Genomic DNA, 24134 nt, shown 5'->3' on the forward strand with positions numbered 1-24134 from the left:
TACAAGTATTGCCATAATTAAACCTCCATTGCTATAACTTATTAAAAAAAGTGGAAATTATTTAATTTACAATCTCCTCTTTAAACTATTTTTTATTTAGACACAAAACAATTTGTTACATATTATGCCTAAATATCATATCCTTTCTCACTAGGGAAGCTAAATTCTTCTTGTATGTATGGTAAAATCGCTTTTTTTGATGCATCAGGCCAAGTATTCCAATGATCAACATAGGCATAACCATTTTATCTTGCAAATTATTTTAATAACTTGATCGCTTTTGGGTTGTTCTTCGCACCAGAAACTGTATTTGATGGATGAATTATAATCGTATTACCTTTTGCATTCATAGAAAGTGCTCGAACGAATTTCTGGGTATTAGCTACAGAATTACCATTTTCCTTATTATAGGTAATAAATAGTACCTATAATAAAATCAAATTTGGATTTTATTCCGCAATCTCTTGATCACGTTTATTCGTGATTAAATCCTACACACTTTCATCTTATTATTCCTTTGTCTTCACATTCCATAAACCTTTATCATAAGAAGTATCTAAATTAAAAATCAACTTAGATATTCAGGCATCTTTCTCAGAAAAAGAAACTTGATTACCAACAATAACAGGATTCATTACCTTTTTATCTTGTTTTTTCTCTTTTTACTATCTTCTTTCCTCCACCATCTTCTGCTTCAATGCGTTGTCTTTTTCAATTCACTCGTTTGTCCCGTTGCATTAGCGAATTTCTTATCTCAATATAATTTATCGTTCACGATTGAAGTGACAAACAACATAAAAACAACTAAGGCAAGTACTATTTTCTTATTCATTGATTCGACTCATCTATTTATCTCACAATATAAACCTACAAAAAAACAACTCCTTCCAAAGGAATTGTTTTTTTGTCACTTATTTAAGTCAAGATGTGTTCGTAATTTATTTGTTAAATTATGTTTCGCTGAATCTGAAACATAATAGTAGATACCATCAGATGCTTTATGACCATCACCTGGGATTTGAATATCTTCACTTTTTTTAAGTAATTTTATGATTCTTTTGCATATTAAGTATTTTAATCTTGCATTAAGTTTATTTTCACATTTTGTTGAATTACTATAAGCATCTCTACATAATGAGCTAATGAAGATAAGTTTGCATAACTTGACATTGACGCATTTGATGACCAAAGTCACCATGTGTTTCTTCTCTATGCATGCATAAGCTAAAGCTTAATCATCAGTTAAGTGACTATTCCTTTTTTAAAAACACTTTTCTTCCAAAGAAAACTCTAAGACATTATTAATATCTACTACAGCAACAATATCTCTAAATCCCTCCGTATTCACTTCAATACAATAATTGCTAGGGATATTTAAGAGTTTTTCTACAGTTGCTATTGACATACCTACGCCACCAATAAATAAGATAATACCAAATATCCAAAACAAAACTTTTTTCTTATACCAGCTAGCGCAAAATTTAAAGAAAAAAACAGTAATTACATTCTACGTGAAACTCTATAAGCAAAAGCATATGCGATTTTCTCTCCTATACTCCAAATCCAAATAACACTGACGTATAGAGTATGAGGATTCCAAATTAAAATATCTCTTTTTATTGCATAGAAATAAAAAATCTATTTTACTAAACTAATATAGAAAAATTCCCCAATACTTATTCAACTATTATTAACCGTTATACATATTCTAGATTTTAGGACATGCTATATTTTAAATTATTAATCGTCTCTCTTCCAATGGAATCATAAATAACATTATCCTTTTTAATAATATCTAATTCATAACAATTCCTTCCATCTATAATTATTGGACTTTTCATTAAATCCCCATACTTAGATATTTCGAAATCTTTTATTTCTTCCCATTCAGTAAAAATAAAGCATATATCTGCTCCTAATAATGCATCTTCAATAGTTGCACAATATGTTATTTCATTAGGGTACAGTTCCTTAAACCTATCAAAGGCAACCGGATCCCAAACCCTCACATTCGCTCCAGCGTCTAGCATAATGGGTATATTAACTAAAGATGGTGCCTCTCTTAAATCGTCCGTCCCTGGTTTAAAGGTTAAACCTAAAACAGCAATTGTTACATCATTTAAACTTTCAAAGTATTTACGTGATTTTTTGATTAATTTTATTTTTTGATTCTCATTAACATCTATAGCTGCTTTAATCGTTTTTAATTCATAGTCATGGAAATTAGCTAACCAATGTAACGCTTTAGTATCTTTTGGGAAACAGGAACCGCCATAACCTATACCTGAATTCAAAAATTTATTCCCTATTCTACTATCATATCCCATACCTTTAGCTACATCATCAATATCAGCACCGACAATTTCACATAGATTAGCAATTTCATTAATATATGAAATCTTAAGCGCCAGGAAATCATTAGATGCATACTTAATCATTTCTGCACTTCGTCTTTTCGTTACCAATATTGGTGCACCAAAATCTTTATATACTTCTTTTAAAATATCCGCTACACTTTCTTCTTCTGCCCCGATAATAATTCTTGAAGAATGTAATGTATCCCTAACTGCCGAACCTTGTGATAAAAACTCTGGATTTGATACAACATGTATAACCACATCATTCATAAGATTATTTTTGATAATGTATTCTAACCGTTCATTAGTACCAATAGGGACTGTTGATTTCACCACTACAATACAATCTTTTTCAACACTTTCTGCAATTTGAACTGCTACCGAATAAAGATACTGTAAATCAGCTGAACCATCTGCTTTTTCAGGGGTCCCCACACCTATAAAAATGACATCAGCATCTTTATAAGCATTTTTATAATTTGTAGTAAATTTAATTTTATCCATATTTTTAACCATTAACTCTTCAAGTCCTGGCTCATAAATCGGAGATTTTCCAGATTTTAAAATTTGTATTTTGTCTTCATTCATATCTACACAAGAAACGAAATGTCCATGCTCTGCAAGACACACACCAGTGACTAGTCCAACATATCCAGTTCCAGCTACAGCTATTTTCATCATTATCTTCCTTATCTATCAATAATTTTTGCATTAATCTACTAATATAGAAAATTCCCCTTAAAATTTCTTTTAAGATCCTAAAAAATAAGTTTTACTACTATATTTTAACTGCTTATAATTACTATAAATATTATTAATTTAACACTAAATTAACACTATAGAGTATGCTTTATCCATCGTAAAAATTCTTAATTATTTCTCCGCTTTTCGTTTTGGTATTACCCCCTTTAACATCAATGCTTGACTCATTAAATATGTGGATTCTCTTGTTTTTACAAAAAACAATGGGGCCACAATTGTAGTAATGATTTGAGCAATTAAAGTTGCTACAGCAGAACCTACTACACCAAAGTAATTTATAAAGATGTAATTAAGTACAAAATTCACAAACATACCTATTAAAAAATAATATTTTGTATACTTGTTAACTCCTTCACTTACTATCCAAATATTTCGTGCAGTTCCTAACAAAGAAAAAACACTTGCCCATATTAAAATCGCAAGTGGAATAGCTGCTTCAATATATTGTTGTCCGTATAATGTTTGTATTATCAAATTAGAGCATACTGTAATAAATAAAGATACTAGTAACCCTAACCAGAAAATAAATGCATACAATTGCTTTAATTTCTCTTGGTATTCTACTATGGATATTTGTTTCATTTTTAATATAATTGGTCTAGCAGAGTTAATAACAGCTAATGGAACAAAATACCACAAAGTCGCTATATTTGATGCAACAGAATATATCCCAACACTTTCTTGTCCAATCAAATTTCCCAACATAATTCTATCCATCTGAGTAAAGATAGTTACTAAAAGACCTGATAAAATAAAATGATAGCCATTCAAAAACAGCTCTTTTGAATAATATTTGGAAAAAGAAAAGTTAACGGGATTTTTTTTAAAATAGACTACTAATAAAATCACACCTAAAATCATAGCTTCAATTGAACTTGATAAAGCAAAAAGTTGTAATGAAGCATTTGAAATTAGTAAATACACTTTCCAAATGCTAACAATAAACCTCGTGACTGACTTTGCTATTACCACATACATGGACATTAATCTCGATTGAAACCAATAATCAATTGTATCAAGTGAATTAAATATTAAAGCTAATGATTGTAATGTTATAACAGCAATAACTAGTTTTTCATCATAATGAGTTATTGAAACTATTAAATAAATCGCTAATATAGATATTATCGAGGTAACAAATCTAATTATTATAGCGGAAAAGAGAATTACATTATTTTTCCTTGGATAATCAACAAAATACTTAATGATTACATTTTCTAACCCTAAGCTACATATTACAGAAAAAAACGCGATAAATGAGGCGCCATAATTTAATATTCCATAATTTGAAGGCCCTAAATATCTAGCTGTCCAGATTCCTACAACTAAACCTAAAATTAATTGAAAAATTTTCTCTAATATTAACCAAATTGTATTACTGGTGAATTTATTAACTTTAAACTTTTTTACATTATTCATTTTAAGTAAGCCTTTTATTTTTATTATTTATAAATATTTTATAAATAGCTTTAAAGTTGTATTTTAATACTCCTTTTAGAGTATTAAAAGAATAACGTTTAAGGGTAATCATATTTTTTAATTCTTCCTTAGCCAAATCATTTAGCTCATTTAATAAATATAAAGTTAATAATTTTTTAGAGAATGCATATTCTACATTTAACATTTTATTTACATCGTTCAACTTATAGTAATATTTTCTACTGAATACCCGTGCATTACATTCTCCTTTAATATTATTTAAACCTATACCACTAATTTTCCCATCATTATATTCATAATATTTAACTAATGGTTGATCAACTCTAAAAACATTATATCCTGCAGCTAAAATTTTCAATAATAATATTGTATCTTGCTTAGAAGGTGTATTCTCAAAATACCCCACATCTTCTAATACATGTTTCGGACAAAGCCATAATGAAGTTCCAGCGATACATCCCAACATGTTTTCATATAAGGGATTTCCTTGCAAATCATTATTGTAGTACTGTTTATGCGCACCTTTTGCATTTACTGCTTCACAATAACAATATATTAGTCCTACATTTTCATTTTTATGTCGATTATATAATTCAACTTGTTCTGAAATTTTGTTAGGTAATATCTCATCGTCATCATCTAAAAAAGAAATCAGAATTCCCGTTGCCTCCCTGATTCCCGTATTTCTAGCGCCTGCTCCACCCTTATTTTCTTCATGTTCTATATATCTAACCCCGTACTTTTCAATATATGGACTGACTAAGGATTTGGTCTTGGCTCTAAATTCCGAACCATCTCCATTATCATCCACAACTATTATTTCTATATTTTTATAATCTTGGTTAATACAACTCTCCACAGCTCTTACAATTTTATCAGCCCTTTTGTAAGTTGGAATTACTATACTTACCTTAGCATTATTCAATCCTTTCACCTCAATGTATTAGAATTTTATTATTTTATACTTAACTAATTTATTCTTTATAATTGGCTTTATATATATAATTAAACCTTTTGGGAGCGAAATAAATTTTAAGAAACCAAAATTACAATTCATATAGGCTGATATACTTTTTATTTCTAAACACCCTGCAATATAATATGAAACTGCTTTATATTTACTTTTTAAATCTCGTGCGTTTTCAATTCTTTGCTCTAAAAAATACATATATCCTTTAGGATTTTTCTTATGAATTGACTGTATATTTTTCGAATATCCATCATCTAAATATTCACAAAAATACAAGACTTTATTTAATAACTTCATCTCATATTTCTGGCTTATCTGATCATAGACAACAGCTTCCGTAATAAATTTTTCTCCTTCAAAGACAGGAAACAAATGCTTTTTTAAAATATCTGTTTTAAATACCAACATTGCGTCACCTTTAAATTTATGCTTCTCATAGAGATTAAAGATAGACGATTCTTCAATATTCTTCGGCATCTCTGTACCCACTACTTCACTAAAGTTGGTTCCTTTTAAAGCAATTATACCAGCTAACTCCCTATCACTTTCAATCTTATCCCAAGTATCATAAATCAACTGTACTGCATTATCTGACAAGTGATCGTCTGAATCTACACAAACAAATATTTTTGTTGTACACATTAACACACCCGTATTATGGGCCACTTGTTTACCACTATTTTTTTGTTTAGAATAAATTATTTTGATTTTCTTTTCCTTAATAAAAGAATTAATTATTTGTTCAGTATTATCGGTAGAACCATCATCTACAATAAGCCAAACAAAATTTTTATTAGATTGCCGACATAAACTCTCATAGCATCGCTGTATAAGATATCCTCTATTATATGTCGGTGTAAAAATTGTTAGGTTCTCCATCTTTCATCCCTTCTAACGCCATATTCATGTAATATATATAAAATCTCAATTAGACACCTTATTATTACTTAAGCTATCCTTCTTTCCTTTTATAACTACCATAATACAAATCAAAAGCCAAAATACAGGATCATAAATAAAAGTTTTTGACACTAACAACTTAAATGAATTACTTAAAACAACTATAAATATTATTAATTGTTTTTTATTTTTTACAACCATAAAACAAGTAGCTATTTCATATACTAAAAAGACAATTATTAAACCACCCAGAAGAATACCATAGGTTGAAAATATGTCTAAAAATATATTATGTGGGAAGACTCCATAGATCGATTGAAATTTACCTATTCCAATACCAAAGACGTTTTCCTCTATCGTATGTATACCATATTCATAAATGAAATCACGATTATCAAAGACGCCTGAAATTTTATCTACTGATAAAACACTTTTTAAACTATTAATGAAATAACTATTTGCAGTAAAACTAATATTTTCAAGAATCTTTATTAATCCATTTAATAAACCAACAAAATTTAATGCTAAAATCGAAAGTATTATTAACATTGAAACCCTTTTTAACCAACTATTTGTCAATTGATAAAAACAGATTATTAGAAGAGCTGTTATTATAATAAAAGCTCCCTTAGGACCATTAATAAAAGCTATTCCTAGCAAGGGAATTAAACATATTAATTTAAAAAACTTTTTATTTAGAATTGCGTCACCTAAAATAAAGCTTAAACCAAATATACAATAATATCCCCATGTCATGTAATCATGTATAATGCTGACTTTTCCCATAAATAATGCTGACATATATATCAATGTTATGGCATAGGAATGCCATAACACATACTTATATAAGTATTCATGACTGATAGGAAACAAGAAAACAATTAATAATATCAATCCATATAAAACAAAATGATTGAAATAATATGATAACATGGCATTATTATTCAAATAAAATGTAATAGTAAATGAAAGTATCATAAAATACATATAAAACACAAGTTTATAGTTTCTAAAAATCCTCAATTGAAATTTATTTATCATGAACAATAATGGAATGAACAAATACTCTATTGCCATATTAAAAGAGATACCAAATAACCAATTCAAACCTATTTGATAAATATTTAAAAAGACAATCAATGATATTATAAAACTATTTATTTTTAAAACTGCAGTATTATCGACTCTTATAGACATATATTTCACCAAAGATTTTCCTTATTAATTATTTTTCTCTGATATTCTAATTACAAGTAATTCCTCTAAAAATAACAATTAACTTCTACTCTGCTTCTGCTAAAATATGCATTATTTTTTTATAAGAACTTTCTACTGATGTTTGATCTTTTTTTATACTATTGATCAACCTATTATTGTTACTATTAAATAAATTATGCATTATTTTGTTTGAAATCTCTTTTATATTATCGACATCATTAATCAAATCATTTGCTTCTAAACCATTAATAATCGCTTTTGCTCCAACATTCTTTGAAATGAGCAAATTACAACCGCATATTAAGGCTTCCATTGTTGCAAGGCCAAACGTTTCAAATTCACTATTTTGAATATATAAATTTGATTTTTTATAATAAGATTCCATATCTTTCTTTGCTACCTTTTCAATATACTGCACAAAAGGATATGACTTAATTTTATTAGTATCTTTTCCAACAGCCCCTATAACTATTAGCTTTAAATTAGAATTCTCATGTGTATTCAAATGATCAATAGCTTCACAAACTACTTTAATTTTTTTTAAAGGGACACCTCCACCTACACATAATAATGTTTTAGGTTCCCTTTTTATATTCTTATAATCAGATGCTTCGATCATTCCCCAATCAATTCCATTATTTACAAAAGTTAATTTATCAATCCACTGAGGATAACTAACCTTTATGGATTCCATAAAATTTTCTGATACACAAATAGTAATCGGTGCCACTTTTAATGTTTGTTTCTCCACATTAATCAATTTAGAGTTAGAATTTTGATTTATTTTACCTTCTAACAACGCGCTCCCATGCATTAAATATGCTGATTTTTTTCCCAGTAATTTTGCAATTTTGAATCCAATAATATTAATTTTTGACAAACCTGAAAAAAGAACTGCATCAGACTTCCTTATCTTTGAATACAATTCTATTATCCTTTTATACAATTTAGTTTCCATTGAATATAATGTATTATTGGGCATATATTTTTTTAACGCTTTGTTAACATTAGCTGGCCCATTGTCACTATCAAAATCACCTACAAAAAATAACTTCAATTTGCTTCACTCCAAATACTTGCTTAAATTATACCGAGTACTTCATAAAAGTGGATATATTCTACTTAATAAGAATATATCCACTTTTATACCCTTTCCTACTTAACATTATCTAGCACTCTTCTATCTATGGATACTGAGATAATTTTTATGACCTTTATACATACTGTTAATTGCCTTAATGAAATTTGTTTCATGTCGATATAACTTATACTTACGAATAGCAAACTGCCATATTAGAAAGTGATAAAAGTTATTACTTAATGCAGTAAACATTGCTCCTTTATCCAAAAACAACTTATCATTAAAACCATTAAACCAAGTTGATTCATCATTATTATCAATAGATAATATAGATACAGGTTCAAAATGAATTTTCAACCCTTTTTTTAGACATTCAAAAAGAAAAATGTTCTCTTCTCCACACTGATAATAAGAAGAACCAGTTCCAAATAACTCATCAAAATAGATTTCATTCTCTATTATGGATTTTCTTCTAAAAGTAATTTGTACTGAAGATACTTTCATCACATCTATATATCCAAGCCTTTTCGCTTCTTTGTAAAATTTTTTCTTATGTCTTCCATCTGTATCGTAACAAAAAATTATTACATCTGCTTCTGCATTTTCTTCATATGCTGTTTTTATTTTATTTGTATAATCATCATGATAAAATAAATCATCATCACAAATCACACAAATATCGCCACTTGAATTATCAATTGCCATATTTCTACTTTTACTTAATCCTTTATCATGCACATTAATAAATTTAAGTTTTTCCTCATCCAAATTCTGTGGAATCTGGATGTTATTATCTGTAAACTGATTTATAACCACTGCTCTATCCTTTATATTCATACGATGAATCAAATTATAATTTGTTTGATTCATCGTGGATACTAACATTTCTATATTCATAATTACTCCTTTTTTTATTAGGTATCATTTCCATTTCACACATTAAATTCTTAACAATTTATCCCTAATATAATTGTTAAAAAGTACATACCAAATAAGCATGTACCTACTACCATAAACACTGATATATTTTTTCTTTTATATCCCTACTGGATATGCTTTTCTCCACAGAAAATATTCAATTCTTTCTCCAATAAGGTTCCGAACTTATATTTATTTCCTCAGGTATTTTAATGATGTATTACAAATATACATCCCTAAACATTGCATTGATTTTAACAAACTAAGTTTTTGATTTTTTCTATATATATTCCAAGTCCATATAATGGTTTTGAATTTATTTGAACTTAGCGAGTTATTTGATTTTCTATATGATGCTAAATTTTCATTTATTCCATAAGCTATAACTCCACTTTTCATGATACTCAACCACGTTGCATAGTCCTCATGTCTTAAATCTGGCATTTCGATATCTTCAACCTGCTCTTTGTCAATCATAACTGTCAAACACCCTATTGGGTTACCACCTCTTAATAACCGATGATAGTCAACAACACTAGGCGCCTCGATTATTTTATTAAACGTTGTCCCATCTTCATTCATCCATTCATAACTTGAAAAGGAGAAAACATAATTGTTTTTCTGCATAAAACTTAACTGAATTGATAATTTATTAGGATGCCACAAATCGTCACTATCTAAAAAAGCAATATATTTCCCATTAGCGGACTTTATGGCTGTATTTCTAGCGAAAGTAACTCCCCTATTTTCATCTAGAGCTATTAACCTAATCCTTTTCTCGGACTCCATATATTGTTCAATAATTAATCGACTGCTATCTTTGGAGTAATCATCCACAATTATTAATTCCCAATTAGCATAATCCTGATTTATCACAGATTCAATGGTATTTCTCAAATACTTTTCAGCATTATAGACTGGAGTAATAATTGAAACCAATTCTTTCATATACATTACACCTCTAAAATATATCTTTTTTAACTAATAACATTCTAATATAAAAATGTTATTTAAGTTTTATATAAGGTCCCCTCTACTCTTCTTACCTAGCACCCTCTCCAGTAAAAATAACCTTAATAGTTTTAAATATTATTTTTACGTCTATAAACAGGCTTAAATTTTTTATGTAGTAAATATCAAACTCTAATTTTTCCTTTGGTGAAATATCATATCCACCATTTACTTGTGCCCACCCAGTAATCCCCGGTCTTACAACTATACGATTTTTAAATCCAGGGATTTCTTTATTAAATTGTTCAGTAAATATTGGTCTTTCTGGACGAGGTCCTACCAAACTCATATCACCTTTTAGCATATTAATTAGTTGCGGTATCTCATCAATTCTAGTTCTTCTAATAAAAGCACCTATCTTTGTAACACGAGCATCATTTTTCTTCGCCCATTGTGCTCCATTTTTCTCAGCATCAATATACATTGACCTTAATTTTATTATATTAAACACTCTTCCGTTTAACCCCACACGCTCTTGAAGAAAAAAAGCCGGGCCATTTGACTCAAGTTTTATAGCTAAAACAAAAAGTAACAATATCGGAGAAAGAATTACAAGACCCAGTAATGCTATAAGAAAATCAGTAGTATTTTTTAACGTAAAATAAATGTAATGATTAGGAAGGTTAATATTAGTTTCAATTGTTTCATCTATGGGATATTTTTTCATTTCTCTCATAGCCATATAATGCTCACCTCTTATTCTATCTAAAATTATCCAATCTGTTTTGAAATAAATTGCTAATATACTCTATAAGTTCTTCTCTTAATTGAGCATTCTGCAACCCAAACTCTAGGTTTGTAGTAATAAAACCCAACTTCTCCCCAACATCATAACGGATTCCTTTAAAGTCATACGCGAATACTCGTTGAATCCCATTTAATTGTTGAATTGTATCCGTTAATTGAATCTCTCCACCAGCACCTGTTTGTTGGTTCTCTAGAAATGTAAAAATCTCCGGTGTTAATATGTAGCGACCCATAATTGCTAAATTTGATGGTGCTGTTCCTTGAGCTGGTTTCTCTACAAATTGACGCACTTGATAACGACGGCCATTTTGTTCGATTGGATCAATGATACCGTAACGATGTGTCTCATTTTCTGGTACTGTTTTTACACCAATAACAGATGATTGTGTTTCCTCGTATTGGTCCATTAATTGACGTAAACATGGTGTTTCGCCTTGGACAATATCATCACCAAGTAACACGGCAAATGGCTCATTTCCAATAAATTTACGCGCACACCATACTGCATGCCCTAAACCTTTTGGTTCCTTTTGTCTTATGTAATGAATATTAATTTTTGAAGATGCTTGTACTTTTTCAAGCATTTCATACTTCCCTTTTTCTAAAAGGTTTTGTTCTAGTTCGAAAGAATGATCGAAATGATCTTCAATGGCACGTTTTCCTTTTCCAGTTACAATAATGATATCTTCAATACCTGATTCTATCGCTTCTTCTACTATGTATTGAATTGTCGGTTTATCGACGATAGGTAACATTTCTTTCGGCATTGCTTTCGTCACTGGTAAAAACCTTGTCCCAAGACCAGCAGCTGGGATAATCGCTTTTCTTACTTTTTTCAATTATAGGCCCCCTTTAAATCTATTTATTCTCATGTAACAATAACAAAAACCCTACCTATAGAGTCACACTTATAACTCCATAGGTAGAGTTTCTATTAGAAATAAATTATGGGCATCCAACCCATCCTCACGTCATACTCCCGACGACAAGCGTCTAAGGTAGGTCCGAAAATAAATTTTCTACCCACAGCACGACCGAGTGCCTCCATTGATAACGGTTAGGAGACATCACCAGTTCCTTATTTAAAAAATACCGAACAATCTTTTACGACGGATTTGTTCTGGATCTTCTTTGTAAATTGCCTTCCCGCTAATTAATAAGTACGGATTTTCTTTCAAATCACTCATAACATTCATCCCGAATTCTTTCTCAATTAATTCATAGCTTTCCGCTAAATGAAATCCTCTTGAAGTTGTGTTATGTGCATCTGAAGCGACCATATGTGTTAAATTATGTTCCACAAGCTGTAGTGAGAATTTTTTAATTTTTTTGCCAAACTTCCCAAGTAAACTACCTGCTGTTACTTGCGTTAATGCCCCTTTATTTACAAGGTTATATAACTTATCTGGCCGCTCGATTAACTCGGCATTACGTTCTGGATGAACGATAATTGGAATCATTCCTTTTACACGTAGTTCATATAATAGTTGTTCTGCATAACGAGGTACGTGATTCGATGGGAATTCAATGAATATATATTTATTTGTTTCATTTAAAGTAACGATTTTACTAGCTTCATAGTCTTCTAATAAATCGCCATATAACCTGACCTCTTGCCCAGGTAAAATAGTAAGTGGAATATTATGTTGTTGTAATTCATCATTTAATTGTTTTACGTGATGAATAATTGAGGTACGTTCATTTATATATTTGCCATTTTGATGGTGCGGCGTTGCGACAATTGTATGTATTCCTTCTGCTACAGCTTTTTGTGCCATCGCTAAACTATCTGTTACTGTTTGTGCACCGTCATCGATGCCATGTAAAATGTGACAATGTAAATCAATCATTTATTTTATCCTCCCTCTCTCATATAAAAATCTTTTTTCCCTTGAATATGANNTCATATTCAAGGGAAAAAAGGAGATATGTTTCAACCATATCTCACTCTTTTAATTAGTTTGCACCGTAATAGTAATATAAGCCCTCTTCACGTTCACGATCGTTTAGAACAACGCCTAACAATTTACCTTTAGCCGATTCTAACAACCCTTTTGCCTTTACTGCTGTTTCTTTCTCTGTCGATTCACTACGGACGACAAGAATAGAAGCATCACATATATTTGCCATAATTTGCGCGTCGGTAACAGCCAAAATAGGCGGCATATCAAAAATAACTAAGTCGTACATGCTGTATGCTTGTCCAAGAAGTTCTTTCATTGATTTTGAACCTAACAATTCTGCTGGATTTGGTGGGATTGGACCACATGCTAAAAAGCTTAGGTTATCTATAGATGTCGTTTGTACACATTTCTCTAAACGTTCACTATGTGTTAATACGTTTGTTAGTCCAAAAATGTTATCTACTTGGAACATTTGATGCATTGCTGGTTTACGCATATCCGCATCAATTAATAATACTTTTTTCCCTTGTTGAGCAAACACAACTGCCATGTTTGCTGTCGTTGTCGTTTTCCCTTCACTTGGGTTCGCAGATGTTACCATTAGTGAATGTAAATTCGTATCAACAGCTGCAAATTCAATATTCGTTCGAATATTACGATATTGCTCTGAAATCGGTGATTTCGGTTGTTGATGAGCAATTAATTGACGACGTTGACGATGATTCTGTTTCTTTTTAAATAAATTAAGAGCCAATTGTTTGTCCCCTCACTTTTCTTGATGATGGAGCGTGTGATTTCACGTTCATTGTTTCTTCATCCATACGAGCAACAATCCCTAATACTGGTAAGCCAAGTAAGTTTTCTACATCTTCTTCTTTTTTCACTGTGTTATCTAAGTACTCTAGTAAGAATGCAAGACCAATTGAAGCCATTAAACCAATAAAGAAAGCAATTGCTACATTTAACATTGGACGTGGTTTAATTGGAGATAGATTTTCTGCAACTTCTGCTTTTGATAACACTGTTACGTTATCAACACTCATAATTTTAGCAACTTCACCTTTAAACACTTCTGCAGTTGTATTAGCAATATCACGAGCTAGTTTTGGGTCTTTATCTTGCGCAGTTACCGCCACTACTTGTGAGTCTTTCTCATTAGCTACTTCAATTTTATTGTTTAGCTCTTGTACTGTTATATTTAAACCTAGCTTTTCTTTCACTTGATCCAAAATAACAGGGCTTTTAATAATAACCTTGTATGTATTTGTTAATTGAATATTTGTTTGTACTTCATTGTATTGAATTGCTGCCCCTTCTTGCTTCTTCTGATTAACAAGAATTTGCGTCGAAGATTGATAGATCGGTGTCATAAAGAAAAAGCTAATGATAGCACTTACTATAGCTGCACCAAATGCGATTACGAGGATCATTGCTAAACGTTTTTTTAAGATATGAAATAACTCTTTTAGATTAATTGTTTCTTCCATAAGTTCCTCCAACTTTCTAAAATTTACACATAGGAAAAATTATAACATATAAATCTTACATTTTTTATTTTTAATAATTCAGTTCTATATTTGTTCACAACAAACAAGTATAATCTTACAAAATAATCTTAAATATGACAACACATTCCAATGATTTTCCAAATTATTTATCATATCACGTTTTTTATGCTATGTAACTTGAGAAATAAATTTAAAAATGAGAAAAAAAGCCAACAAGTATTTCTTATTGGCTTTTTTCTATTTTAGTAATAACCATACTGCTCTTTTTCTTCTCTTTTATCGTTTAAAACAACACCTAGTAGTTTTCCTGATGCTTTATCTAATATTTGTTTCGCTTTTACGATTTTATCTTTTTCCGTCTTTTCACTGCGTACTACGAGTACGATTCCATCACATTTATTCGCAAGTATTTGTGCATCCGTAACCGCAAGGACAGGTGGTGTGTCGATTAATATAATATCAAACATGTTATATGCTTCTAGCAACGCCTCGTCCATCGCCCGGCTTCCTAATAGTTCTGCTGGGTTTGGAGGGATTGGACCTGCTGCCATTAAGTATACGTTCTCTATATCTGTTTTTTGAATGCATTGCATAAGTTTTGCTTGTCCTGATAATAAGTTCGTTAACCCATTTGAACTATGAATAGCAAATAAGTTTTGTATCGTCGGCTTACGCAAGTCAGCTCCAATTAATAAAACTTTCTTTCCTTGTTGTCCGAAAACAACTGCTAAGTTTGCGATTGTCGTTGTTTTCCCATCACCCGGATCTGCCGAAGTAACAATAATAGAACGAACATGATTATCTACAGATGTAAACTCAATGTTTGTACGAATGTTACGGTATTGTTCTGTAATACGCGATTTAGGCTCTTTATGTGTAATTAATTGCCGTAATGGTTTTCTTTTCTTTCTCCCGAACATATTCATAATCTCCTTTTGTGAAATACGACATTTCCCTTTTCTCTCTCTTATGCTCGATTTCATACGTCTAATTAATATTTTTGCTGATTTCCCCACATCTCATCATAATCAATAACATTCTACTTTGTCTTATTTAAGTACCTTAACAATATGACAATGACCTTATTTCTTTATTACCTTTATCACTTATCCTGTTTTCTAGATAAATAATAAAGTAAGTATATGGTAATTTCCATCTATTCACAAGTAGTTTTCTGATTAGTTTGTATATTATTGTTTCATCGTTATATATCAGAAATTAAAAAATCCCCTTGTCTTTTCACAAGGAGATTTTTTAGTACTATCTATTCTTTTTTATCACCAATCGCAAATGTAATTTCTGCCTCACATGCAACTTCACCGTCTACTGTTGCGATTGCTTTTCCTTTTCCAATCGGGCCGCGTACGCGTGTCATTTCTACTTCTAGACGAAGCTGATCACCTGGGCGTACTTGTTTTTTAAAACGGCAATTGTCGATACCTGCAAAGAAAGCAAGTCTTCCGCGGTTTTCTTCTTTCTTTAATACTGCAACTGCTCCGACTTGCGCTAATGCTTCTACAATAAGTACACCAGGCATAACTGCATAGTCAGGGAAGTGTCCGTTAAAGAATTCTTCGTTTGCGGATACATTTTTAATCCCAACCGCTCTTTTTCCTTCATCTACTTCTAATATTTTATCAACAAGTAGAAATGGATAGCGGTGAGGAATGATTTCTTTAATTTGTTCTATATTTAGCATGTAACAATCGCCCCTTTTGTAATATTGGTCTTACCACTTGGACATATTGCTATTATCCCATTTTGTTTATTGTTTGTCATTACAAAGTAACATTTTATATTTAGCACAAATTCCAAAAAAAAATGCACACACTCTATTCCATTAAAATAGTTGCACATTTTTGCAACTGACACGGAGGTGGAAAAGAGTGTATGCCCAAATTAGGGAAAGGCAATATGTATTGAAACATGATTTGCCTTAATGTCGTATTCGACTCATTATATTATAAACGTTTTCAATTAAGGAAATATTAAATTTAACCATATATATGAATATTTTACCTATTTCCTTCATATTTCTTTATTTTCCTTCCATTTTCGCAAAAAATCAAAATAAAAAAATATAAAAACGAAAAAAAGAACTAAGGCATTAGCCTTAGTTCTTTCAAATTATCTCAAAGCACGCTTTGGTAATCTGTCGATATTCTCTAACATAATACCTGTACCAACCGCAACGCAGTGCATTGGGTTTTCAGCAATTAATACTGGTACTTTTAGCTCTTCTGCTAGAAGCATGTCGATACCGTGTAGTAAAGCTCCACCGCCTGTTAGAATAACACCGCGGTCGATGATATCTGCAGATAATTCTGGTGGTGTGCGCTCTAATACGCCTTTTGCAGCTTGTACAATAACAGCTGCATTTTCTTTTAATGCTTCTGTAATTTCTTCAGAGCATACTGTAATTGTACGTGGTAAGCCTGTTACCATGTCACGTCCGCGAATTTCAAGTTCTTCGCTACGTGCACCTGGGAATACTGTACCAACTTTAATTTTAATATCTTCTGAAGTACGTTCTCCAATTAATAGCTTATACTTACGTTTAATGTAGTTTAAAATCTCCATATCAAACTTATCGCCAGCCATTTTGATAGAGGAAGAGGTAACAATATCACCCATAGATAGTACAGCGATATCTGTTGTACCTCCACCAATATCAACAACCATGTTACCGCTTGGTTGGAAGATTTCCATACCAGCACCAACTGCGGCTACTTTTGGTTCTTCTTCTAAAAATACTGTTTTACCACCTGAACGTTCAGCAGCTTCACGAATTGCTTTTTGTTCTACTGATGTGATATTTGTTGGACAACAAATTAAAATACGAGGTTTTGAAAAGAAGCTCTTTACGTCCAATTTGTTAATGAAATACTTTAACATTGCTTCTGTAATTTCGAAATCTGCGATTACACCATCTTTAAGTGGACGAATTGCTACAATATTACCAGGCGTACGTCCCACCATACTTCTCGCTTCTTCACCTACTGCTAATACTTTACCACTATTACGATCAATCGCCACAACAGATGGCTCATTTAATACAATACCCTTACCTTTAACATGAATTAATACGTTAGCCGTACCTAGGTCAATTCCGATATCTCGCGCAAACATTCCCGTTTTTTCCTCCTCGATATTCAAAATCAGGTTACACCCGAATTCTTTTCACCTAATTTCTGATTTTATCATAAATTTAACAGAAACGTAATATTCGCAAAAAGAATTCTTCTGAAAAATATTACCGAATGTGAACGGAATGTTTGCGACTGTAACATTATTGACGTACAGGCTTCTCCACATCTTCTTTTCTATACTTTTGCTTTGTTGCTTCTCCACCTCTTAAATGACGAATAGACTTATGATAATCAAGAATTTCTTTCACTTCATTTGCGAGCTCTGGATTAATCTCTGGTAGACGTTCTGTTAAATCTTTATGGACTGTACTCTTTGATACCCCAAATTCCTTTGCAATGACACGCACTGTCTTTCTTGTCTCCACGATATACTTACCAATCTTGATAGTTCTCTCTTTGATGTAATCGTGCACACCACTCGCCTCCCTAATTTGGATGTGAGAAGGGTGAAATGAGCCTCGCTGCATACGACTAAGAAGTAAGTGTGAGTGCTGTTTGTAAGCGTTAAACATTCTTGGATTTATAATGAAATGATTCACGATTTCTCACCTCAAACACTCTCTTTGCTTTGGTTTATACCATTGTATTGCCCGCACTACTGATATATGCTACATGTTCACTATTTTTGCGGACTAAGTTAAGAAAAATTACGTTTTTTTGTGAGAAATACGTTAAAACTGACTATTATGGCCAAAAAAAATGACACCTTGTATAAAAGGCGTCATTCTTCTCGTTCCAATTCTTCTTCTAACAACTGATGGTGGGGAACCTCTTTCTTACCGGCAATATAATAATATAAAGTGAATAAAACAAACAATAAAATAATAGCAGTCGACAGAACAAACAAAAATGACACAGTATCCCCTCCCTTTTGTAATATATATTCGAGAATCTCGTCATTTTTCCTTGTTTTTACAACTTTTTTCTCGAAATTGAGTATTTTTATATGGAAATAAAAAAATCAGCTCTCCTAGTGAGAACTGATTTTTTCACTTTCTTATTCTTGTGAAGAAGAATCATTAGATGATTCTGTAGAACCATTTGTTGATTTTTCTTCTTTCTTCGGTTCTTCTTTTTTGTCATTAGTTGAACCACTTGTTGATTTTTCTTCTTTCTTCGGTTCTTCTTTTTTGTCATTAGTTGAACCACTTGTTGATTTCTCTTCTTTTTGAGACTTGTCTTCTGTTTTACCTTCTGGTTTCGTGCTCGTTGACTTCTCTTCTTTTTGAGATTTATCATCAGCTTTTTTACCAGAAGCATTCGTAGCCTTTGCAGCACCTGCATCAGCTTTAATTTCTGTTACTGATTTATTTAAGTAACGTTCAGGGTTCACAGCCACATTGTCTTTACGTACTTCAAAGTGAACGTGAGAGCCTGCCTCTTTATTCATTGCACTTAGACCGGATGTTCCTAATACTTCACCTTGCGCAACTCTTGCACCTTTTTCTACTTTCACACTGCCTAAGCTTTGATAAGATACCGCTACACCATTTCCACTATCAACTGTTACAACATAACCAAGAAGTGAATCTTTTTCAGCTTTCGTTACTGTACCACTTAAAGCGGCTGCAACATTGAATTCTTTTCCATTCTTCGCAGCAATGTCAATTCCTTTGTTTGGGGAATATGTGTTGTTATAAAAGACAAGTGCTTTTTCTTGTTCCGCCTCAGTTGCTGCATCTTCATAGAATTTCTTCTGTACGACTACTTCCGCATTCGCGGCAGCTGGCATTTTCACTACTTCTGAAGACTTCGTTACTGGTACTGCCGGATCTTCCGATTGTGTATACGGTGTTGCTTGATCTTGGTTCGGAGTTTTCTTTGGATTAGCTCCTTGGAACCATAGCGCAACCATCAAGATTACCGCTGCACAAGCAATGTATAGTGCCGGAAACACCCATCTTTTTTGAAATAAATGTACTACCTTTTGCGACTTTTTATTATTTCTTCCTCGCATTCCATCATCACCTCAGCAATCATTTTGAACAATATTCATGTATCCTATACAACGTATAACTAATTACTTTTCGACAAAATCTGTAAAAATATGTATAAGAATTGTAAAATTTCCGAGGAAATGATAGAAAAAAGAAAAAACTGAGCATTTTCGGCTCAGTTTTTAGTCCATTTGTTTCTTTTTATATACGATTAAACATGCAATAAGCGAAAGAATAAGCCATACTCCAACATTTAATACATGCCCACTAATACTACTAAATCCCGCTCCCTCTACTAAGCTGTTAATCGCTTTTGAAATATGGGATGTTGGCAGATATCCAATCATTGTCTTAATTACTTGATTTTCAACCATTGGCTCAAACTGTACAGCTAAATACATCGTCATTAATATCGGCATTCCAATTAGTGATGTTTGTGGTACAGATGCAGCTAACAATCCAATCATTGTTCCAATCACAATAAATAGAAGTGTTCCACACAAGAAAATAAATCCTAGTAATAAAAGATTTCCACTAAATTGATCCAAAATGAATAAGTTCACAATACAAATGCCCAGCGTCAAACACGCTGTTAATATACTTTTTCCAAGTAGAACTTCAACCGAAGATGCCGGTGATAGCATTAATACACGCAATGTATGCTTTTCTTTTTCTTCTGCAATTACCATTGATTGAACAAATCCTGCAACAAATAGAAAGGCCATTAAAGTAATAACGCCAACCCCAACGCGCCCTTCTCCAAACCTGCTAAATATAAATGCAAAGATAATTGGCAAAGATGCCATTAATAGCACTTGTGAATTTGTCTTAAAATCTTGTACTTCTTTTCTAAAAATAGCTGATACACGTCTCATTGAAAATGTCATTATAATCCCCTCCCAGTAACTTCAATAAAGATATCGCCTAGCGTTGGTTCGTTTGAATGAATCGATAATAGTTCGCCCTTTTTCATCCATTCTGAAATGCGCTTTGCACCTAATTCATCTTTTTGCACTACTTCTTTCTGTTTATCTTTTAGTACGACCTGTATTTGATCCTTAGCGTATTGCAGGCGCAAGTTCTCTGGCGTATCAAGTGCTACAATTTCTCCGCCACAGAGGAAGGCAATACGGTTACAAAGCGTTTCTGCTTCATCCATGTTATGAGTCGTTAAGAAGATCGTCGTTCCTTCTTCATTTAAGTCTTTTAAGATTTTATGAATATTTTGGACGTTTACTGGGTCAAGTGCAGATGTTGGTTCGTCTAAGAAGAGGATATCTGGTTTATGAAGGATTGCTCTCGCTAGCGTTACGCGTTGCTTCATTCCCTTTGATAGTTTCTTTACTGGTGTTTTTTTATCATCTAATAGATTCACTTGTGGTAGTACTTCATCGATTCGTTCTTTTTTGCAATCGTATAAGTCACAAAATAATAGTAAGTTATCATAGATGCTAAGTCTTTCATATAAGCCGCTGTTATCTGTTAAAATACCAATTCGTTTGTAATCGATGCTACTTGGTCCTGTAATATCTTTCCCTAATACTCTTACCGTTCCAACACTATGAATCAATTGAGAAGTTAAAATTTTCACCGTTGTCGTCTTACCAGATCCACTCGGTCCGAGGAATCCGAAAATCTCTCCTTGCTTCACCTCAATATTTACATTTCGAAGTGCCGTTTTTCCGTCGAAACTTTTCATTACATCCTTCATTTCAATTGCCAATGTCATTTCGTCATCCCCTTTGTTTTTCTTCTTTATAGATGAAAGTCGCTTTAGCGCTTTTCGTTTGTTTGTTTCGCTTTTCTTGACTCAATCATATGAAAAACAAAGGGTAGTCGCAGTAAAATACCGATAAAAGGAGTATTTTTACCGGTGAATGAATCGTATTTTGAGCTTATTGGAGCACTTTTTATAGTCCAATCACGCCTTTTAATTCATCCATGCGCCCTTTTGAAAGTGGAATTGAACTTTTTCTTTCGTCATCCAAAATTAAACTAAAACTGTTACGAGTCCACGTAATCACCTCTCGTACTCTTTGTAAATTCACAAGGTACGAGCGGTGACATCTAAAGAATCCGAATCCTGTTAATCTCACTTCCAGTTCACTTAATGTTAAGGCACATACAAAATCACCTTCACGCACATGAATATGTGTCACTCCGTTTTGTGTTTCAATGAAATGAATTTCCATCGGATCAAGTAAAATGATTTTATCGTTCACTTTCGCTGGTATTCTTTCTAACTTCATTTGCGGAATCATTTGAACGACTTTTTCTTCATCCACCTCTTCCACTTCTTCTGATTCAATTTCTACCTTTTTCACACCATCTTGATTCAATATGTATACATCTTCTGTTAATGAAAGAGCGTCCGATAAAAAGGATGACGTAATAAAAATCGCTTTTCCTTGCTCTTTCATTTTCATAATCGCTTTTCGAATAATAATTGTACTTTCTGTATCTACATTTTGCTCCGGTTCTTCCAAAACAACTAAATCTGGATTATGAACCATCACTCGCCCAATATGAAGCCGACGCTTCTCTGAAAATGATAGTTTTTCTATTTTAATGTTTAGTTTATCTAGGAGACCAACAGACTGCACAACGGCTTCTATACTTACCTTTGATTCATAAAGCCCTAATAGAAATTTGAAGTATTCCTTCACCTTCAAACGATCATATGCCTCATCTTTCAAAAAGCAGAAGCCGATGCGAGAATAGTTCTTCTTACCAATTGCTTCCCCTTCAAACAGTACATTTCCAGTCGACGCTTCTTCTTCACCAATAATGATGCGGTGTAACACTTTAGCTGTATGATTATTACATTGCAAAACAACACATTGCCCTTTCTCAACCTTTAGCTCTATTGCTGGTAACTGGTTCGTTTTCCCTAACTGTTTCAACTCCAGTAGCGCCATTTCGTCTCCCCCAAATGCTTTTTATCCTATTATACCAAACAATTAATGGAAAATTATGATATTTTAAACAAAAGAAAATAGGTGTCAGAAAATCCTGACACCTATTTCTTCACCATCAATTTCCCCTCATAATCATTCATCGTCTTTATTTCAACGCCTTTATAGTAATGGGCGACGATATCTGTATATTTCTTTCCTTCCGCTGCCATGCCGTTCGCCCCGTATTGACTCATACCAACGCCGTGGCCGAAGCCTTTCGTTGTAACGATGATTTTATCCCCTTGTTGTTTCCACGTGAAATCAGAAGAACGTAAATCTAACTTTTCACGAACTTCTTTTCCTGTTAATGTTTTTCCTTGAAAAGCTACATCCTTTACGCGCTTTCCTTCCGTAAGGTCTTTAATGTTTCCAACCTTCCCGTCTGCTAGCACTTTCACACCGAGACGTTTTTGAAAATCAGCTACTGTAAATGTTTGCTCGCTCGTAAACTTTGGAGAGGCTTGATCCCACGGACTATCTACACTTTTCAAGTACGGATAATCATTTCCCCAATAGTCAGCTGCATTTTCTGTTCGGCCATTACTCGTTGAAAAGAAGGATGCTGAAATTGGTTTTCCATCATACGTTAAAACTTGTCCTGCTGTTTTCGAAATGGCTTCTTCGATTTTCTTTAAATTATTTTCGTAGTTATTACCCCATTGTTTCTTCAATTCTTCTTTGCTTTTGTACACTTGGTCTTTCACCGTATCTGTCACGTCCGCATTATTTTTCTTTCCTCCGCTTAGCATACGCTGTACTACAAATGTTCTCGCTGCTAATGCCTGCGCCTTTAGTGCCTCTATTTCAAAACTGGCATTCATCTCAGAAGCTACTACACCCGTCACATATTCCTCCACCGGTAATGTTTCTACCTTCTTCTGTTTTTCGCGATATACAGCAACTTGAACAGCTGTATCTACTTTTCCTGGAGCTGGTATACTTTCTATCGCTGGAGGAGTTTTAGAGGCCGTTTCTTCCCCTACTTTTGCTTTCGCAAATGGAATAACAAGGGCTGCAGGTACAATGATAACGAGCGCTATTAAGAGCGCTACTGTAATAAAAAGTGGCTTTGAAAATTTCATCCTATTTTCCCCCAATATAAAAGCTTTACTCCATTCATTCTTATGGAACAACTCTTTCTTTTAGAACATACTTAAGGGGAAGAGCAGAAAACAGGAATTTTCTAAATATTTTTACTGGTACGTGCATAAGTATAGAAGTTATTGACTATAACAGTAATAACCCAAAAAAATAGCCCCTATGTCAAAAGACATA

General features: G+C 32.4%; 23 protein-coding genes and 2 pseudogenes. All 25 read right to left on the reverse strand.

What is annotated here, in order from left to right:
* Positions 1–128: 128 nt before the first annotated feature.
* A pseudogene (locus tag COK05_RS31945) lies at positions 129–832 on the reverse strand (SGNH/GDSL hydrolase family protein).
* 75 nt (positions 833–907) lie between these two features.
* Positions 908–1417 (reverse strand): annotated as a pseudogene (locus COK05_RS31950) (LCP family glycopolymer transferase); the annotation flags it as partial.
* Positions 1418–1715: 298 nt separating this feature from the next.
* Positions 1716–3038, reverse strand: coding sequence for a UDP-glucose dehydrogenase family protein (locus tag COK05_RS28705; RefSeq protein ID WP_098615237.1), 1323 nt, complete (start codon positions 3036–3038; stop codon positions 1716–1718).
* Positions 3039–3230: 192 nt separating this feature from the next.
* Positions 3231–4538, reverse strand: a complete 1308-nt coding sequence (locus COK05_RS28710; protein ID WP_098615238.1) for a flippase — start codon at positions 4536–4538, stop codon at positions 3231–3233.
* A gap of 1 nt (position 4539) precedes the next feature.
* Complete coding sequence (locus COK05_RS28715) at positions 4540–5484, reverse strand: glycosyltransferase family 2 protein (protein ID WP_098615239.1); 945 nt, start codon at positions 5482–5484, stop codon at positions 4540–4542.
* A gap of 18 nt (positions 5485–5502) precedes the next feature.
* Positions 5503–6408 (reverse strand): glycosyltransferase family 2 protein, encoded by a 906-nt coding sequence (locus COK05_RS28720; RefSeq protein ID WP_098615240.1) that lies wholly within the window; start codon positions 6406–6408, stop codon positions 5503–5505.
* 45 nt (positions 6409–6453) lie between these two features.
* Entirely contained in the window at positions 6454–7626 is a 1173-nt protein-coding gene (locus COK05_RS28725) for a hypothetical protein (protein ID WP_255290362.1), read from the reverse strand.
* A gap of 85 nt (positions 7627–7711) precedes the next feature.
* A complete protein-coding gene (locus COK05_RS28730; RefSeq protein WP_098615242.1) occupies positions 7712–8704 on the reverse strand; it encodes a glycosyltransferase family 4 protein in 993 nt (330 codons plus the stop codon).
* 123 nt (positions 8705–8827) lie between these two features.
* A complete protein-coding gene (locus COK05_RS28735) occupies positions 8828–9625 on the reverse strand; it encodes a glycosyltransferase family 2 protein (protein ID WP_098615243.1) in 798 nt (265 codons plus the stop codon).
* A 213-nt stretch (positions 9626–9838) separates the two neighbouring features.
* Positions 9839–10594, reverse strand: coding sequence for a glycosyltransferase family 2 protein (locus tag COK05_RS28740; protein WP_098615244.1), 756 nt, complete (start codon positions 10592–10594; stop codon positions 9839–9841).
* Positions 10595–10688: 94 nt separating this feature from the next.
* Positions 10689–11339, reverse strand: coding sequence for a sugar transferase (locus tag COK05_RS28745; protein ID WP_098615245.1), 651 nt, complete (start codon positions 11337–11339; stop codon positions 10689–10691).
* A 19-nt stretch (positions 11340–11358) separates the two neighbouring features.
* On the reverse strand, positions 11359–12243 hold the full coding sequence (gene galU / locus COK05_RS28750) for a UTP--glucose-1-phosphate uridylyltransferase GalU (protein ID WP_098615246.1): 885 nt from the start codon (positions 12241–12243) through the stop codon (positions 11359–11361).
* Positions 12244–12486: 243 nt separating this feature from the next.
* Complete coding sequence (locus COK05_RS28755) at positions 12487–13254, reverse strand: tyrosine-protein phosphatase (protein WP_098615247.1); 768 nt, start codon at positions 13252–13254, stop codon at positions 12487–12489.
* Between the two features lie 106 nt (positions 13255–13360).
* Positions 13361–14062 carry a CpsD/CapB family tyrosine-protein kinase gene (locus tag COK05_RS28760; protein WP_098615248.1) on the reverse strand — a complete coding sequence of 234 codons (702 nt, stop codon included), beginning with the start codon at positions 14060–14062 and terminating at the stop codon, positions 13361–13363.
* Positions 14052–14795: a YveK family protein gene (locus COK05_RS28765; protein WP_098615249.1), complete on the reverse strand. Its 744-nt coding sequence runs from the start codon at positions 14793–14795 to the stop codon at positions 14052–14054. Before COK05_RS28765 ends, COK05_RS28760 begins: the two co-directional genes overlap by 11 nt.
* Positions 14796–15058: 263 nt before the next feature.
* Positions 15059–15736, reverse strand: coding sequence for a CpsD/CapB family tyrosine-protein kinase (locus COK05_RS28770; RefSeq protein ID WP_000467945.1), 678 nt, complete (start codon positions 15734–15736; stop codon positions 15059–15061).
* A 344-nt stretch (positions 15737–16080) separates the two neighbouring features.
* Entirely contained in the window at positions 16081–16515 is a 435-nt protein-coding gene (gene fabZ / locus COK05_RS28775; protein WP_000931959.1) for a 3-hydroxyacyl-ACP dehydratase FabZ, read from the reverse strand.
* 428 nt (positions 16516–16943) lie between these two features.
* The gene (locus tag COK05_RS28780) at positions 16944–17945 is read right to left on the reverse strand and encodes a rod shape-determining protein (protein WP_000457978.1); all 1002 of its coding nucleotides are present in this window, start codon (positions 17943–17945) and stop codon (positions 16944–16946) included.
* 160 nt (positions 17946–18105) lie between these two features.
* Positions 18106–18378, reverse strand: a complete 273-nt coding sequence (gene spoIIID, locus COK05_RS28785; protein WP_000544012.1) for a sporulation transcriptional regulator SpoIIID — start codon at positions 18376–18378, stop codon at positions 18106–18108.
* Between the two features lie 308 nt (positions 18379–18686).
* Complete coding sequence (locus tag COK05_RS28790) at positions 18687–18821, reverse strand: hypothetical protein (RefSeq protein ID WP_000008903.1); 135 nt, start codon at positions 18819–18821, stop codon at positions 18687–18689.
* A gap of 141 nt (positions 18822–18962) precedes the next feature.
* Complete coding sequence (locus COK05_RS28795) at positions 18963–19922, reverse strand: M23 family metallopeptidase (RefSeq protein ID WP_098615250.1); 960 nt, start codon at positions 19920–19922, stop codon at positions 18963–18965.
* A 162-nt stretch (positions 19923–20084) separates the two neighbouring features.
* On the reverse strand, positions 20085–20789 hold the full coding sequence (locus tag COK05_RS28800) for an ABC transporter permease (protein WP_098615251.1): 705 nt from the start codon (positions 20787–20789) through the stop codon (positions 20085–20087).
* Positions 20789–21631: an ABC transporter ATP-binding protein gene (locus COK05_RS28805; RefSeq protein ID WP_098615252.1), complete on the reverse strand. Its 843-nt coding sequence runs from the start codon at positions 21629–21631 to the stop codon at positions 20789–20791. Before COK05_RS28805 ends, COK05_RS28800 begins: the two co-directional genes overlap by 1 nt.
* Positions 21632–21812: 181 nt before the next feature.
* Positions 21813–22820: a LytTR family transcriptional regulator DNA-binding domain-containing protein gene (locus tag COK05_RS28810; protein WP_098615253.1), complete on the reverse strand. Its 1008-nt coding sequence runs from the start codon at positions 22818–22820 to the stop codon at positions 21813–21815.
* A gap of 101 nt (positions 22821–22921) precedes the next feature.
* On the reverse strand, positions 22922–23941 hold the full coding sequence (gene spoIID, locus COK05_RS28815; protein ID WP_098615254.1) for a stage II sporulation protein D: 1020 nt from the start codon (positions 23939–23941) through the stop codon (positions 22922–22924).
* Between the last annotated feature and the right edge of the window lie 193 nt (positions 23942–24134).

This window comes from Bacillus cereus, from assembly GCF_002567495.1.
GTDB classification, from domain to species: domain Bacteria; phylum Bacillota; class Bacilli; order Bacillales; family Bacillaceae_G; genus Bacillus_A; species Bacillus_A cereus_AQ.

What these genes read in the sequence shown, in the direction of transcription:
- COK05_RS28705 (WP_098615237.1), bottom strand. Translation starts at nt 3,038, where the DNA reads ATGATGAAAATAGCTGTAGCTGGAACTGGATATGTTGGACTAGTCACT.
- COK05_RS28710 (WP_098615238.1), bottom strand. Translation starts at nt 4,538, where the DNA reads ATGAATAATGTAAAAAAGTTTAAAGTTAATAAATTCACCAGTAATACA.
- COK05_RS28720 (WP_098615240.1), bottom strand. Translation starts at nt 6,408, where the DNA reads ATGGAGAACCTAACAATTTTTACACCGACATATAATAGAGGATATCTT.
- COK05_RS28725 (WP_255290362.1), bottom strand. Translation starts at nt 7,626, where the DNA reads ATGTCTATAAGAGTCGATAATACTGCAGTTTTAAAAATAAATAGTTTT.
- COK05_RS28735 (WP_098615243.1), bottom strand. Translation starts at nt 9,625, where the DNA reads ATGAATATAGAAATGTTAGTATCCACGATGAATCAAACAAATTATAAT.
- COK05_RS28740 (WP_098615244.1), bottom strand. Translation starts at nt 10,594, where the DNA reads ATGAAAGAATTGGTTTCAATTATTACTCCAGTCTATAATGCTGAAAAG.
- COK05_RS28745 (WP_098615245.1), bottom strand. Translation starts at nt 11,339, where the DNA reads ATGGCTATGAGAGAAATGAAAAAATATCCCATAGATGAAACAATTGAA.
- COK05_RS28755 (WP_098615247.1), bottom strand. Translation starts at nt 13,254, where the DNA reads ATGATTGATTTACATTGTCACATTTTACATGGCATCGATGACGGTGCA.
- COK05_RS28765 (WP_098615249.1), bottom strand. Translation starts at nt 14,795, where the DNA reads ATGGAAGAAACAATTAATCTAAAAGAGTTATTTCATATCTTAAAAAAA.
- COK05_RS28770 (WP_000467945.1), bottom strand. Translation starts at nt 15,736, where the DNA reads ATGTTCGGGAGAAAGAAAAGAAAACCATTACGGCAATTAATTACACAT.
- fabZ (WP_000931959.1), bottom strand. Translation starts at nt 16,515, where the DNA reads ATGCTAAATATAGAACAAATTAAAGAAATCATTCCTCACCGCTATCCA.
- COK05_RS28780 (WP_000457978.1), bottom strand. Translation starts at nt 17,945, where the DNA reads ATGTTTGCGCGAGATATCGGAATTGACCTAGGTACGGCTAACGTATTA.
- COK05_RS28795 (WP_098615250.1), bottom strand. Translation starts at nt 19,922, where the DNA reads ATGCGAGGAAGAAATAATAAAAAGTCGCAAAAGGTAGTACATTTATTT.
- COK05_RS28800 (WP_098615251.1), bottom strand. Translation starts at nt 20,789, where the DNA reads ATGACATTTTCAATGAGACGTGTATCAGCTATTTTTAGAAAAGAAGTA.
- COK05_RS28805 (WP_098615252.1), bottom strand. Translation starts at nt 21,631, where the DNA reads ATGACATTGGCAATTGAAATGAAGGATGTAATGAAAAGTTTCGACGGA.
- COK05_RS28810 (WP_098615253.1), bottom strand. Translation starts at nt 22,820, where the DNA reads ATGGCGCTACTGGAGTTGAAACAGTTAGGGAAAACGAACCAGTTACCA.
- spoIID (WP_098615254.1), bottom strand. Translation starts at nt 23,941, where the DNA reads ATGAAATTTTCAAAGCCACTTTTTATTACAGTAGCGCTCTTAATAGCG.